The sequence below is a fragment of the Achromobacter sp. genome (genome assembly GCF_049647645.1).
Classification (GTDB): Bacteria; Pseudomonadota; Gammaproteobacteria; order Burkholderiales; family Burkholderiaceae_B; genus Achromobacter.
The window spans coordinates 27658-41341 of sequence record NZ_JBARYB010000007.1; the positions used below are offsets into that span (position 1 = coordinate 27658).

The 13684-nt window shown below is 67.6% G+C and carries 14 protein-coding genes and 1 riboswitch; of the genes, 4 read left to right on the forward strand and 10 right to left on the reverse strand.

From position 1 onward, the window contains the following. The first annotated feature begins 6 nt into the window (after positions 1-6). On the forward strand, positions 7-981 hold the full coding sequence (locus WBB14_RS00600; RefSeq protein WP_424238115.1) for a Bug family tripartite tricarboxylate transporter substrate binding protein: 975 nt from the start codon (positions 7-9) through the stop codon (positions 979-981). Positions 982-1052: 71 nt separating this feature from the next. Here WBB14_RS00600 and metF read toward each other — a convergent pair whose 3' ends face one another. The 9 genes from metF to WBB14_RS00645 form a co-directional block, all read right to left on the reverse strand. Next, on the reverse strand, positions 1053-1901 hold the full coding sequence (gene metF / locus WBB14_RS00605) for a methylenetetrahydrofolate reductase [NAD(P)H] (RefSeq protein WP_424238116.1): 849 nt from the start codon (positions 1899-1901) through the stop codon (positions 1053-1055). After that, complete coding sequence (locus tag WBB14_RS00610; RefSeq protein ID WP_006389784.1) at positions 1901-2236, reverse strand: phage holin family protein; 336 nt, start codon at positions 2234-2236, stop codon at positions 1901-1903. The genes metF and WBB14_RS00610 overlap by 1 nt, the downstream gene beginning before the upstream one ends. Positions 2237-2356: 120 nt before the next feature. Continuing rightward, a complete protein-coding gene (ahcY, locus tag WBB14_RS00615; RefSeq protein ID WP_424238117.1) occupies positions 2357-3775 on the reverse strand; it encodes an adenosylhomocysteinase in 1419 nt (472 codons plus the stop codon). Positions 3776-3875: 100 nt separating this feature from the next. Beyond that, positions 3876-4010: riboswitch (S-adenosyl-L-homocysteine riboswitch) on the reverse strand. Between the two features lie 35 nt (positions 4011-4045). After that, positions 4046-5152 (reverse strand): glycosyltransferase family 4 protein, encoded by a 1107-nt coding sequence (locus WBB14_RS00620; protein ID WP_424238118.1) that lies wholly within the window; start codon positions 5150-5152, stop codon positions 4046-4048. A 78-nt stretch (positions 5153-5230) separates the two neighbouring features. Then, a complete protein-coding gene (locus tag WBB14_RS00625; protein WP_332016115.1) occupies positions 5231-5467 on the reverse strand; it encodes a DUF1289 domain-containing protein in 237 nt (78 codons plus the stop codon). A 168-nt stretch (positions 5468-5635) separates the two neighbouring features. After that, positions 5636-6523 carry an alpha/beta fold hydrolase gene (locus WBB14_RS00630; RefSeq protein ID WP_424238119.1) on the reverse strand — a complete coding sequence of 296 codons (888 nt, stop codon included), beginning with the start codon at positions 6521-6523 and terminating at the stop codon, positions 5636-5638. Then, positions 6520-7167, reverse strand: a complete 648-nt coding sequence (gene leuD / locus WBB14_RS00635; protein ID WP_424238120.1) for a 3-isopropylmalate dehydratase small subunit — start codon at positions 7165-7167, stop codon at positions 6520-6522. Before leuD ends, WBB14_RS00630 begins: the two co-directional genes overlap by 4 nt. After that, positions 7164-8585: a 3-isopropylmalate dehydratase large subunit gene (leuC, locus tag WBB14_RS00640; protein ID WP_424238121.1), complete on the reverse strand. Its 1422-nt coding sequence runs from the start codon at positions 8583-8585 to the stop codon at positions 7164-7166. The genes leuD and leuC overlap by 4 nt, the downstream gene beginning before the upstream one ends. 37 nt (positions 8586-8622) lie before the next feature. Next, positions 8623-9600: a tripartite tricarboxylate transporter substrate binding protein gene (locus tag WBB14_RS00645; protein ID WP_424238122.1), complete on the reverse strand. Its 978-nt coding sequence runs from the start codon at positions 9598-9600 to the stop codon at positions 8623-8625. Positions 9601-9726: 126 nt separating this feature from the next. Here WBB14_RS00645 and WBB14_RS00650 point away from each other — a divergent pair, with 126 nt between their 5' ends. Beyond that, on the forward strand, positions 9727-10650 hold the full coding sequence (locus WBB14_RS00650; RefSeq protein ID WP_332012648.1) for a LysR family transcriptional regulator: 924 nt from the start codon (positions 9727-9729) through the stop codon (positions 10648-10650). 49 nt (positions 10651-10699) lie between these two features. Here WBB14_RS00650 and WBB14_RS00655 read toward each other — a convergent pair whose 3' ends face one another. Beyond that, entirely contained in the window at positions 10700-11704 is a 1005-nt protein-coding gene (locus tag WBB14_RS00655) for an Lrp/AsnC family transcriptional regulator (RefSeq protein ID WP_424238123.1), read from the reverse strand. 81 nt (positions 11705-11785) lie between these two features. Between WBB14_RS00655 and WBB14_RS00660 the strand changes: the two genes are divergently transcribed. Both WBB14_RS00660 and WBB14_RS00665 read left to right on the forward strand, forming a co-directional pair. Beyond that, complete coding sequence (locus WBB14_RS00660) at positions 11786-13102, forward strand: MFS transporter (RefSeq protein ID WP_207472661.1); 1317 nt, start codon at positions 11786-11788, stop codon at positions 13100-13102. A 75-nt stretch (positions 13103-13177) separates the two neighbouring features. Then, positions 13178-13684 (forward strand): amidase family protein (locus tag WBB14_RS00665; protein ID WP_424238124.1); only part of this gene is annotated, 507 nt, incomplete at its 3' end.

The following is a 13684-nucleotide window of genomic DNA, read 5'->3' on the forward strand; positions in this document are numbered from 1 at the left end:
ACAAACATGAAAAACAATATCCAATCCGCCCTGATCGCCGCCGCGCTGTGCCTGCCGTCCCTGGCAGGCGCGGCCTCCAGCTACCCTCAGGCGGACAAGCCCATACACTTCGTGGTCGGCTTTCCCGCCGGCAGCACCATCGACAACGTCTCGCGCGTGGTGGTCGACGATATCCGCGCCCGCAGCGGCGCGCAGATCATCGTCGAGAACAAGCCCGGCGCCCTGGGCGTGCTGGGCGTGGACACCGTGGCGCGCGCCGCGCCCGATGGCTACACCATGATGCCGAGTTCCAGCGCCACCAGCTCGTCCGGTCCCTACCTGTCCAAGGCCTTCCAGCGCTACGACGCCATGAAGGACTTCACCCAGGTCGGCCGCGTGGTGCGCTTCGACGTGGTCATCGTCACGCGCGCAGCTGGCCAACATAGCGATGCGCACCAGCTGGTGGCGGCGGCCAAGGCCAAGCCGAACGCGGTGACCAGCGGCTATGGCTCGGGCACGGGCCAGGTCGTGGCTGCGGCCTTCAGCCGCGCCGCAGGCGCCGAGGTGCTGGGCGTGCCCTACAAGGGCCAGCCGGCGGCAATCACGGACCTGCTGGGCGGGCGCATCGATTTCGTGGCGGCCGACCTGGGAGCCGTGCTGCCCCAGATCCGCGCCAAGAACCTGAACGCCGTGGCCCTCGTTTCCACCAAGCGTTCGACCATCCTGCCGTCCGTTCCCACCGCCCAGGAACTGGGCATGGGCAGCCTGGACCTGACCGGCTGGATCGGCGTGGCCGGCCCCGGCGGACTGGCGCCCGAGGCCGCGCAGTGGTGGTCCGATCAACTGACGGCCACCATGCGCGAGCCCGCCATCCAGGAAAAACTGCGCGCTATGGGCATGGAGCCCGACCTGGCCACGGGCGACCCCCTGCAGCAGTTCGTGCGGTCGCAGTACGACGCCTGGGGCCAGCAGATCCAGCAGGCGGGCATCAAGCCGGAGTAGACGGCCGGCGCGCGCCCAAAGAAAAGCCCACCCTCGCGGGTGGGCTTGGCCTTTATGGCAGCATGCCGCCGTTACGCCTGCAGCGACAGTTCCTTCCACACCGCCATCGGCGCTTCCGCGTGGTTCAAGGTGTAGAAATGCAGGCCCGGCGCGCCGTTGTCCAGCAGCGTCTGGCACAGCTCGGTCACCACGTCCACGCCGAAGGCGCGGATGGAGGCCTTGTCGTCGCCAAACTCGGCCAGGCGCAGGCGGATCCAGCGCGGCACTTCCGCGCCGCACATTTCCGAGAAGCGCAGCAGCTGCGTGTGGTTCGTGATGGGCATGATGCCCGGCACGATGGGCACGTTCACGCCCTTGGCCTGGGCCCGGTCGATGAAATCGAAGTAGGCGTCGGCGTTGAAGAAGTACTGCGTGATGACCGCGTCGGCGCCGGCCTTCACCTTCCTCACGAAATGGTCCAGGTCGGCCGAGGGATTGGCCGCCTGGGGATGCATTTCGGGATAGGCCGCCACTTCGATGTGGAACCAGTCGCCCGTTTCCTCGCGGATGAACGACACCAGTTCATTGGCGTAGCGCAGTTCGCCCGCGTCGCCGCCCATGCCCGAGGGCAGGTCGCCGCGCAGGGCCACCACGCGCCGCACGCCGTCGTTCTTGTAGGCCTGGAGGATGTCCCGCAGGTCCTGGCGCGTGGCGCCGACGCACGAGAGGTGCGGCGCCGCATCGCAGCCCAGGTTGCGCAGCGTGCGGACGGCGTCCGCGGTGCCGGCGCGGGTGGAACCGCCCGCGCCGAAGGTCACGCTGACGTACTTCGGCTGGATGGCCAGCATCTGCTTGGCCGCGCGCACCAGCCGCTCTTGGCCGGCCAGGTCGCGCGGGGGAAAGAATTCCAGACTGAATGCGGGAGTAGTCGAGTCAGACATCAGGGGATCAGTTTGGTAAGCAAGCCAGAGATGATGCTGTAGAGGATCGCGCCACCCACGGCCCACCAGAACCCGTTGACCTGGAAGCCCTTCAGCACGGAGCCGACGAACCAGAACAACAAGGCGTTGATGACGATGAGGAAGAGACCGAGAGTAACGATCGTGATGGGCAGCGTCAGCAGCACCAGCACCGGCTTGACCAGCATGTTGACCAGGCCCAGCACCAGGGCGGCGATGAGCGCCGATCCGAAGCTGGCCACGGTGATGCCGGGCAGCAGGTAGGCAACGGCCAGCAAGGCCACCGCGTTCAGGATCCAGACGAGTATCAAGGCCATGTTCGATCTCCTGTTGTGGGTCCGCCGGCCCTGCCGCGGCGATGCAATCGCGGCAAGGGTCCCACGGACCGGAAAGCCCGCGCCGACATGGCGCGGCACTTTCCTATTTTGCTACAACCCTCAATAACGGTAGTGCTCGGGCTTGTAGGGGCCTGCCACCGGCACGTTGATGTAGTCGGCCTGGTCCTGGCGCAGGGTCGTGAGCTTCACGCCCAGCTTCTTCAGGTGCAGGCGGGCGACCTTCTCGTCCAGATGCTTGGGCAGCACGTAGACCTGGCCCGAGGTGTAGGCTTCGTTGCGCGTGAACAGTTCGATCTGGGCGATCGTCTGGTTGGCGAACGAGGACGACATCACGAACGAGGGGTGGCCGGTGGCGCAGCCGAGGTTCACCAGGCGGCCCTGGGCCAGCAGGATGATGCGCTTGCCGTCCGGGAAGATGACGTGGTCGACTTGCGGCTTGATCTCTTCCCACTGGCAGTCGGCCAGGCCGGCGACGTCGATTTCGTTGTCGAAGTGGCCGATGTTGCACACGATGGCCTGGTCCTTCATGGCGTTCATGTGCTCACGCGTGATGACGTGGTAGTTGCCGGTGGCGGTGACGAAGATGTCGCCATGGGCGGCGGCTTCTTCCATGGTCACGACCTTGAAGCCTTCCATGGCGGCCTGCAGGGCGCAGATCGGATCGACTTCGGTGACCCAGACCTGGGCGCGCAGCGCGACCAGCGCCTGGGCGCAACCCTTGCCCACGTCGCCGTAGCCGGCCACGACGGCAACCTTGCCGGCGACCATCACGTCAGTCGCGCGCTTGATGCCGTCAACCAGCGATTCGCGGCAGCCGTACAGGTTGTCGAACTTGGACTTGGTGACCGAGTCGTTGACGTTGATGGCGGCGAAGGCCAGCTCGCCCTTCTGCGACATCTGGTACAGGCGGTGCACGCCGGTGGTGGTTTCTTCCGTCACACCCTTGATCAGGGCCAGGCGGGTCGAGTACCACTTGGGATCGCGCTTGAGCGTTTCCTTGATGGCGGCGAACAGGATGCGCTCTTCGTCGCTGCCCGGCTTGGCCAGCACCGAGATGTCCTTTTCGGCCTTGGTGCCCAGGTGCAGCATCAAGGTGGCGTCGCCGCCGTCGTCGAGGATCATGTTGGCGTTTTCGCCATTGGGCCATTCAAAGATCTTGTGGGTGTACTGCCAGTACTCTTCCAGGGTCTCGCCCTTGACGGCGAAGACCGGCGTGCCCGACGCGGCGATGGCGGCGGCGGCGTGGTCTTGCGTGGAGAAGATGTTGCACGAGGCCCAGCGCACTTCGGCGCCCAGCGCCACCAGCGTTTCGATCAGCACGCCGGTCTGGATGGTCATGTGCAGGCTGCCGGCGATGCGCGCGCCCTTGAGCGGCTGCTTGGCGGCGAATTCCTCGCGGATGGCCATCAGGCCGGGCATTTCGGTTTCGGCGATGGCGAGTTCGCGACGGCCCCAGCCGGCCAGCGACATGTCGGCCACGAGGTAGTCGGAAAAGGATTTATCAGTCACAGCATTCATGGTGTGTAGGCTCCACGTGAAATACGAACGGCGCACGATATGGCCGGACAACGCGAAGACACCACGATGGTCGAGTGCTCGCCTTTCCCGCCATATGCGACAAAGGTGAGCGCCGTTGCTGTAGCGCCGCGCAAAACGCGCCGCTTGAACAAGGATTCCTGAGCCTGGCGAGCCTGGTTCCGCAGCCGTACAAGCTGGCGGGAACCGCAGGGTCGTCGCAACGCTCCTCAGGATTGCCGGGGATTGTACCCGGGAACCATCCCCCAGGGATCAAACCCCTGGCTCCCTGGCGGGCATTTCGCCGCCAGGCCGCCTGGGGAGCACGGCGCCTTCGGGCGCGCACGATAGCTCCGTGTGCTCCGCGCCGCGGGCGCTCCCGTCCAGGGGCACCAGTGCGGCCAGCAGGGTCGAGGCGACCGAGTCCCAGCTGCGCGTCAGCGCGTGTTCACGCACCGCGTGCCTATCCAGCGACAGGGCCGCGCGGCAGGCGTGGGCCAGGTCCTCGTCCAGGAAGCCGGTGACGCCTTGGCTCACCACCGCCAGCGGCGCTTCGCTGCGGAAGGCGGCCACCGGCGTGCCGCAAGCCATGGCCTCCAGCATGACCAGGCCGAAGGTGTCCGTCAGGCTGGGAAACACGAAGGCGTCGGCCGATCCGTAGAGCGCCGGCAACGCTTCGTCGTGCCGCATGCCCAGGAAGACGGCGCCGGGAAAGCGCTTCTTCAACCGCGCCTCATCCGGGCCCGCGCCCACCACCACCTTGCTGCCCGGCAGGTCCAGCGACAGGAAAGCGTCCAGGTTCTTTTCGCGCGCCACGCGGCCCACGCTCAGGAATACGGGACGGGGCAGATCGGGGAAGGCCTGTTCGGCGCCGGGTTGGAACTTGCGCGGATCCACGCCACGCGACCAGATCTGCAGGTTCGCCAGGCCGCGCCGCGCCAGCACGTCGCGCACCGTCGGGGTAGGCACCAGCACCCGCTGCGAGGGCCGGTGGAACCAGCGCAGATAACGCCACGGCAAGGCAGCGGGAATGCCCATGCGCGCCTGCAGGTAGTCCGGAAACATGGTGTGGAACGAGGTCGTGAAGCGCCAGCCCCGCGCCAGCGCCATGCGACGCGCGGCCAGGCCCAGCGGACCTTCGGTGGCGATGTGCAAGGCGTCGGGCACGATGTCGCCCAGGATGCGGCGCAATTGCCGCCCGGGCTGCAAACACAGCCGCAAGTCCGGCTCGGACGGCGCCGGCACGGTGCGGCTGCCCTGCGGGTTCACCACGATCAGCTCATGGCCCCATTCGCCGAGGATCTGCTGCATGGTCGTCCAGGTGCGGACGACGCCATTGACTTGCGGATGCCAGGCATCCGTGACCAGGACGATGCGCATGATGGAGCCGAAAGTGGGCAATAGCGCGATTTAGCCCGCGCCATGTGACATGCCCAAGACGGCCTGCGCGGCCGGACGCTAGTTGTTGCGGCGGGGATACCCTTGCGCCTTGATGCGCACCCAGACTTCGCGCTTTTCTTCTTCCGTCATGAAGACCCAGTTGGCGACTTCCATGGCCGTGCGGCCGCAGCCGCGGCAGATGTCGTCAAACAGCGTGGAGCAGACCGCTACGCAAGGCGAGTCCGTGGCTTTGAAGGCGCGTTGCGCGTCTTCGGCGTCGGGCAATTCGGACAGGTCGGCAAAGTAACGATTCATGGGCCGAAGGTTAACACCCGAAGTGCGTCCCTTTTTAGATAGCCCTATTGCGCGCCCAGGCATGGTTGCGTCCCCGCCGCGAAGGCGCGGACGGCGGTCCGCCACGGCGCCCACAGACAGGCGCCGCGCACCGACCCTCGGCGTCAGCGGGACGCCGAAAACAGGCTGTCAACGCCAGCCGAAAAACTCCGCCGCCTGCGCCAGCAGCGCGTCCGGGCATTCTTCGGCCAGATAGTGCGCCCCCGGCAGCGCACCGCCGGACACGTCCTCCGCCACCGCCCGCCACAGCGCCAGTACGTCGAAGTTCCGGCCTACCGCGCCGCGCTCGCCCCACAGCGCCCGCAAGGGCATGCGCAGGCGCTCGCCGATGGCGCGGCCGGCGCGGTCGTGTTCCAGGTCCAGCGTGGCGGAGGCGCGGTAGTCCTCGCAAATGCCGGTGGCCCAGCCGGGCAAGCGCGCGGCGCGTTCGTATTCGGCCATGGCCTCGGCGGAAAAATGCGTCAGTCCACCGGGCCGTCCGCCCATCACGGAACGCAGGTAGAACACCGGGTCGCGCTCGATCATGGTTTCAGGCAGGGGCGCCGGCTGGATCAGCCAGAACCAGTGGAAATAGGCCTGGGCGAAGGCGCGCGTGGTGCCTTCGTACATGTCCAGCGTGGGCGCGATGTCCAGCAGCATCATGTGGCTGACGGCGGCAGGATGATCCAGCGCCAGCCGGTGCGCCACCCGCGCGCCGCGGTCGTGCGCCAGCACCTCGAAGCGCTCGTGGCCGAAGGCGCGCATCAACCCGACCATGTCGGCCGCCATCGCGCGCTTGGAATGGGCCGAATGGTCCGCCGACGCGGCCGGCTTGTCGCTGTCCCCATAGCCGCGCAGGTCCGCCGCCACGCAGGTGCGATGACGGGTCAGCTCGGGCCAGACGCGGTGCCAGATGGCGTGGGTCTGGGGGTGTCCGTGCAGCAACAGCAGCGGCGGCCCCGAGCCTTCGACACGCGCGGCGATCTCGATGCCGTTGGCGGCGATGCGGCGCACGGGCAGGTCGAAGAATGCGGTCATACGGCCTCTCGGTCCAGGCGGTCGCGCACGCGGCGCGCCAGGTCTTTCATCCAGGGATGCCGCGCCCAGTGGCGGGCCTCGAAACGTTCCACCTCGTCCAGCTGCTGCAATGATGCGCCCACCATGTCCTGCCCTTGCACATACATGCGGCGATGCCGCTCGGGCAGCGTGAACGCCGCCGTCCAGCCGTCCACGGCCGTGACGCGCCCGGCCGCCACGTCGATGCCGAGGCGGTTGGTATCCGCATTGGACACCCGCGCGAGCAAGGCGTCGATCTCGGCCGGCGTCAGGCTGATCAGCAGCAGGCCATTGTTCACCGCATTGAAATAGAAGATCTCGCCGAAGCTGGGCGCGATCACCGCGCGGATGCCGAACTGCTGCAAGCCCCACACCGCATGCTCGCGGCTGGAGCCGCAGCCGAAGTTCGGCCCGGCCACCACGATGGACGCGCCGGCATAGGCGGGCTGGTTCAGCACGAAATCGGGCCGGGGCGCGCCGCTGGCGTCAAAGCGCAGGTCATGCAACAGGCCCCGGTCCAGCCCGGCCTTGTCGATGATGCGCAGGAACTGCTTGGGCATGATCTGGTCGGTGTCCAGATTGGAAAAAGGCAGCGGCGCGGCGACGCCGGCTATGGTTGCGGTCATGCTTGTTGCTCCCAGGCGCGGACGTCGACGATGCGGCCGGCCAGCGCAGCGGCGGCGGCCATGGCCGGACTCATCAGATGGGTGCGGCCCGCGCGCCCCTGCCGGCCTTCGAAATTGCGGTTGGTGGTGGAGGCGCAGCGTTCGCCGGGGCTGAGCACGTCGTCGTTCATGGCCAGGCACATGGAACAGCCGGGCTGGCGCCATTCAAAACCGGCCTCGATCAACTGCGCGGCGATGCCCTCGGCCTCGGCCTGGGCGCGCACCGCGCCCGACCCAGGCACCACCATGGCCCGCACCCCCGCAGCCACCTTGCGGCCGCGCACCACGGCCGCCGCCGCGCGCAGATCCTCGATGCGTCCGTTGGTACAGGAGCCAATGAACACGCGGTCTATCGGCAGGCCGGCGATCGGCATGCCGGGCGCAAGGCCGATGTAGTCCATGGCTTTTTCCAGCGCCAGGCGGGCCAGCGCGTCGGGCTCGGTCTGCGGATCCGGCACCACGCCGTCCACCGGCATGGCCTGGTCCGGGCTGGTGCCCCAGGTGACGAAGGGCGCGATCCCGGCGGCGTCCAGCACATGCTCGGCGTCGAACGCGGCGTCCACGTCCGACTGCAGCGTGGCCCAGTAGGCGCGTGCCTGCGCCAGCGTCTCGCCATGCAGTTCGGGCGCATGCGCGGCGACGTAGGCTTCGGTGGTGGCGTCCGGCGCGATCAGCGCGGCGCGAGCGCCAGCTTCCACCGTCATGTTGCACAAGGTCATGCGGGCCTCGGCGGACAATGCGGCGATCGCCTCGCCGCAGAACTCCACCGCATGGCCGCGCGCGCCCTGCGCGCCGATGCGATGCACGATGCAGATCACCAGATCCTTGGCCGTGGCGCCGGCCGGCAGCATGCCGTCGACGCGGATGCGCATGTTGCGCGCCACGCGATAGGCTAGCGTCTGCGTCGCCAGCACGTGTTCGACTTCGGACGTGCCGATGCCAAAGCCCAGCGCGCCCAGCGCGCCGTAGGTAGTGGTGTGGCTGTCGCCGCACAGCACCACCATGCCCGGCAGGATCATGCCGTGCTCGGGCGCGATCACGTGTTCGATGCCTTGCAGCGGATCGGTAGTGTCGAACAGCGCGATGCCTTGCTCGTCGCAATTGCGCTTGAGATTGAGCGCCTGGCGCGACGACGCATCGTCGGCGATCACGCGCAGCGCCGCCGGCACCGGATGCGTGGGGATGATGTGGTCCACCACCGCCATCTGCTGCCCGGGACGCAGCACGCCGCGCCCGCGCGCGGCCAGGCCGCTGAAAGCCTGCGGGCTGGTGTACTCGTTCATGATGTGCAGGTCGACGTAGAGCAGGATGTGCTCCGCGTCGATCCGGGCCACTTCATGGCTGGCCACCAGTTTGTCGTACAGCGTCATGCCGGGCATGTCTTGCGTCCTTCAATGTTTGGGTCTTGCGGCCCGATCAGTTGGCCTGGATGCCGGCGTCCTTGACGATGCCGGCCCAGCGCGTCATCTCGGCGGCCACCATGGCATCGGTCTTGGCGGGCGAGGAGATCAGCGGATCGAAGCCCTCGCGGCCCATCCGTTGCGCCAGCTCCGGCGAACGCAACGCCTGTTCGAGCTTGGCGTTCAAGGTATCGATCACGGCTTGCGGCGTGCCCGCGGGCGCGCTGATGACGAACCAGGTGTTGAACTCGTAGCCGGGCAGGCCGGATTCGGCGATGGTGGGGACATCGGGCAGCAGCGGCGAACGCGTGGTGCCGGTCACGCCCAGCGCCTTGAGCTTGTTGCCGTCGACCTGCGGCTTGGCCGCGGACAGCACCGGAAAACTCATCTGCACCTGGCCGCTGATGGTATCCACCATGGCGGGGCCGCCGCCCTTATACGGCACGTGCAGGATCTGCGTCTTCGATACCGACTTGAACAGTTCCGCGGCCATGTGGAAGGTGCTGCCGGTGCCCGCCGAACCGAAGCTCAGGTCATTGGCGGGACGCGCGCGCACATAGGCCAGCAACTCGCCCACATTGGCCACCGGCAGGCTATTGGTCACCGTCAGCACGTGCTGCGACGTCCCTATCGTGCCGACCGAACGCAGGTCCTTCCGCGTGTCGAACGGCATGTTCTGGAACAACGCCGGGTTGATGGCCAGCGACATGGTGTTGACGGCCAGCGTGTAGCCGTTGGGCTCGGCGCGCGCCACCGCGGCCATGCCGATATTGCCGGAGGCGCCGGCGCGGTTCTCCACCACCACGCTCTGCCCCAACGCGCGGCCCCAGGCATCGGAAATCAGGCGCGCGGCGATGTCCACGCTGCCGCCGGGCGCGAACGGCACGATGAGTGTCACGGCGCGCTGGGGAAAGGCGTCGGCGGCGGCCGGCGGGGTCCAACAGGATGCGGCGATGGCCGCGCACAAGGCGCCGGCCGCTATGTTGATCTTCATTCCTGGTCTCCTCGGTTGGCCGCGCCAGGCGGCTCTGTAGTGGTGAACCCAGTGTATAAGCCCATCCTGTTCTTATAATTAATGATCAAGATAAAGCTTTATTAAATTTAGTTTATAAATAAGCCCATGGACGCCCTCTCCGACCTTGCCTTCTTCTCGCTGGTGGTCAAGCACGGCAATCTGTCCGCCGCCGCCCGCGAACTGGGGCTGACTCCGCCCGCGGTCAGCACGCGCCTGGCCAAGCTGGAACAGCGCCTGGGCGTGCGGCTGCTGAACCGCACCACCCGCCGGGTCAGCGTCACACAGGAAGGCGAGCTGTACTTGGCCGAGGGCGGACGCATCCTGACGGACCTGGAGGCGCTGGAACGTTCCGTGTCGAGCGCCCGCGCCCGGCCCCAAGGGCTGCTGCGGCTGAACGCGACCTTCGGCTTCGGGCGCGCCCACATCGTGCCCGCGGTGTCGGACTTTGCGCGCCAATATCCGGAAGTGGAAGTGCAGATGCGCCTGACCGACAGGCCTCTGAACCTGATCGAGGAAGGCTTCGACGTGGCGGTGCGCTTTGGCGACCTGCCCGACGCGCGCCTGACCGCGCGCAAGATCGCCTCCAACCGCCGGCTGCTGTGCGCTTCGCCGCGCTATCTGGAAACCCATGGCGAGCCGCGCGCGCCGGGCGACCTGCAACGCCACCGCTGCATCGTGGTGCGCGAGAACGACGTGGCCTACGGCACCTGGCGCCTGGAATCGGGCCTGCGCGCGGAAACCGTGAAGGTGCGCGGTCCACTCAGTTCCAATGACGGCCAAAGCGCCTTGGAATGGGCGCTGGACGGCCACGGCATCGTGATGCGTTCGGAATGGGAAACGGCGGACCATCTGCGCGCCGGCCGCTTGCGCGTGGTGCTGGCCGACTGGCGCACGCCGCCCGCCGACATCCATGCCCTATACCCCGAACGTCTGAACCTGCCGGCCAAGACGATCGCGTTCGTGGAGTTCCTGTCGCAGCGCTTCGCCCGCCATCTGCGGGCGCCGGGCTCGGACGACGCGGTCTGGTGAACAGACTCCCGCATCCCGTCCCGCAACGGCCGGGACCGGGACGGAGCCGCTAAACGTCCGCCCCCAGCCGCGCGCCGGCGCGGACAATGCCGCAGCGCTTGTGCGCCCGCATCACCACGCCGACTTCGCTGTTCAACACGCCGTCCAGCTCGCCCAGGCGGCGTGTCACCACGTCCCACAGATGCAGGCTGTCGCGGCACAGCACGTGCCAGAACAGCTGCGACGCGCCGCTGGTGCCGAACAGGCAACGGGTGTTGGGATCCAGCGCCAGATGCGCGGCCAGCGCGTCCACGGCCTGCGGGCGCACCTGCACGGAAATCACCGCCTCCACCGGAAACCCGACCAGCGCCGGCTCCACTTCCACGCGGAAACTCAGCGCGCGGCGCTCCACCATGTTGTGCAGCAGGCGCTGCGCGGTGGGTTCGCTCACGCCGGCATGCTCGGCCAGTTCCGCCAGGCTGGCGCGGCCGTCGCGCATCAGGTAGGCCACCATGCGCTGTTCAGCGTCGGTCAGGGCGGCGGGCGGCTGCGACAACGTGGGCTCGGCTGCGGCGCCGGCCGCCTGGGCCTGGATGCGCCACTGGCCGGCGCGCCGGAACGGCCGCAGCACCAGCCGCGCCTCCACGTGTTCCACCCCGTCGATAGACGGCAGCACGCGCGTCACTACATCCGGCATGTCGGCCGCGTCCGCCAGGGTCAGCTCGGCCATCAGGTCGGCCGAGCCGGCCAACGTGACCACCAACTGGCTGATCTCCAACCGCGCCAACTGGTCCGCTACCTCCGGCACGCGGCCCGAACGGCAGCGCACCCAGGCGTGCAGCACCACGCCGCGGCCGGTCGCCAGCGGATCGGGTTCGGCGATGACACGCAAGGCGTCGGCATCCATCAGGCGCTTGAGGCGGCGCGCGACGGTGCGCTCGGCGATGCCGGTCGCCGCGCCCAGCTCGCGCCAGGACGCGCGCGGGTCCGCCTGCAGCGCGATCAGGCAGGCGAGATCGGTATCGTCGAGCCCCGGAGCTAGGGGCTTACCCTTACTTGACGTGTCCATATTCATTAAATTAACGTTCGCGCATTGATAAAAACATAAAATTAAATGGTCTTTTTGACCAAAAATAAATTCTTATTTGAGGTTTTCATGAGCAGCACATCAGCGCCCCTGCGCAAGCCGCAGGGGGCAGCCGCCTCGGCCGGCCCCGCGCCCGTCTCCCGCGCGCGCACCATTCTGGCCGGTAGTGTAGGCAATGCCGTCGAATGGTTCGACTGGACCATCTACGCGTCCTTCGCCATCTTCTTTTCCAGCCAGTTCTTCCCCGAAGGCAACGAAACCACGGCCCTGCTGGCCACGTTCGGCATTTTCGCCGTGGGCTTCTTCATGCGTCCGGTCGGCGGCTGGCTGTTGGGCATTTTCTCCGACCGCTACGGCCGCAAGGCCGCGCTGGGCCTGACGATTCTGATGATGGCCGGCGGCTCGCTGATCATCGCCGTCACCCCCACCTACGCCGCCATCGGTCTGGCCGCCCCGCTGCTGCTGACCGCCGCGCGCCTGCTGCAAGGCCTGTCGCTGGGCGGAGAGTATGCCTCGGCCACGACCTTCCTGGCGGAAATGGCGCCGCCCAACAAGCGCGGCTTCTATTCCAGCTTCGTGTTCTTCAGCGCCGCCGTGGGCATCCTGGCCGCCTCGGCCATCGGCTGGGTGCTGACCTCGACCCTGAGCAAGGCCGAGATGGCCGCCTGGGGCTGGCGCATTCCGTTCTTCCTGGGCGCCCTGGGCGGCCTGGCCGGCATGTGGATCCGCCGCTCGATCCCTGAAACCGAGGCGTTCTCGCACGCCAAGAAGGCCGGCGTCGAAAAGCAGCCGCTGCGCACCCTGCTGCGCGACCATCCGCGCGAAGTGCTACGCATCGTGGGCTTTTCCATCCTGACCACGTTCGCGTTCTACATCTTCGTGGCCTACGTGCCCACCTATGCCATCCGCCAGGTGCACGCCGACCCGAAGACCGCGTTCGCCGCCAACACCGTCGCGCTGATCGTGTTCATGCTGGTGCAGCCGTTGTTCGGCATCCTGTCCGACCGCATCGGCCGCAAGCCGCAGCTGATCTTCTTCGCCGCCGGCTACCTGGTGTTCTTCTATCCGCTGATGACCACGCTGGGCCCCTCGTTCGGTTCGATCCTGGCGGTGGAACTGTTCGGCCTGGTGCTGTACGCCATGTACACCTCGATCGCGCCGGCCATCATGTCCGAGCAGTTCCCCACCAGCGTGCGCGCCGTCGGCATCGGCACGCCATACAACCTGGTCGTGGCGCTGCTGGGCGGCACCACGCCCTATCTGCTGACCTGGCTGCAAAGCAAGGGCATGGAGCGCTGGTTCTTCTACTACGTGCTGGCGGGCGCCGTGATCACGCTGATCACCTTCATCCGCATGCCGGAGACCAAGGGCCAGACCCTGAAATAAACCAAACGAGCGTCACGTACTCGCGCTTTCCGGTTCCCGCAGGACCGGAAAGCTTTTTCTTTTTCGATGAGATCCATGCCAGCACAAGACACCGCCCTGCACTTCCAAGACGCCCAGGCCCTGGCCGGCGCCATCCGCCGGCGCGAACTGAGTTCGCGCCAGGTCACCACCCACTTCCTGGACCGCATCGAGCGCGCCCCCGCGCTCGCCGCCTACAGCGAAGTCACGGCCGAGCGCGCGCTGGCCCAGGCCGACGCCGCCGACCGCCTGCTCGCGGCGGGCATGGTGCTGGGTCCCTTGCATGGCGTGCCGGTGGCGGTGAAGGACAGCGTGCAATGGGCGGGCGTCAGCGCCAGCCTGGGGTCACTCGCCCTGCAGGGTCGGATCAGCGGCGAGACCGCGGCGCCGCTGCACAGGCTGGCCGCGCAAGGCATGGTGGTGCTGGGCAAGACCCGCATGACCGAGTTCGCCTTCGGCCTGTCAGGCCAGAACCCCACCCAAGGCACGGCGCGCAATCCCTGGGATGCACAGGCCGCGCGCGCGCCGGGCGGTTCGTCCAGCGGCGGCGGCGTGGCGGTGGCC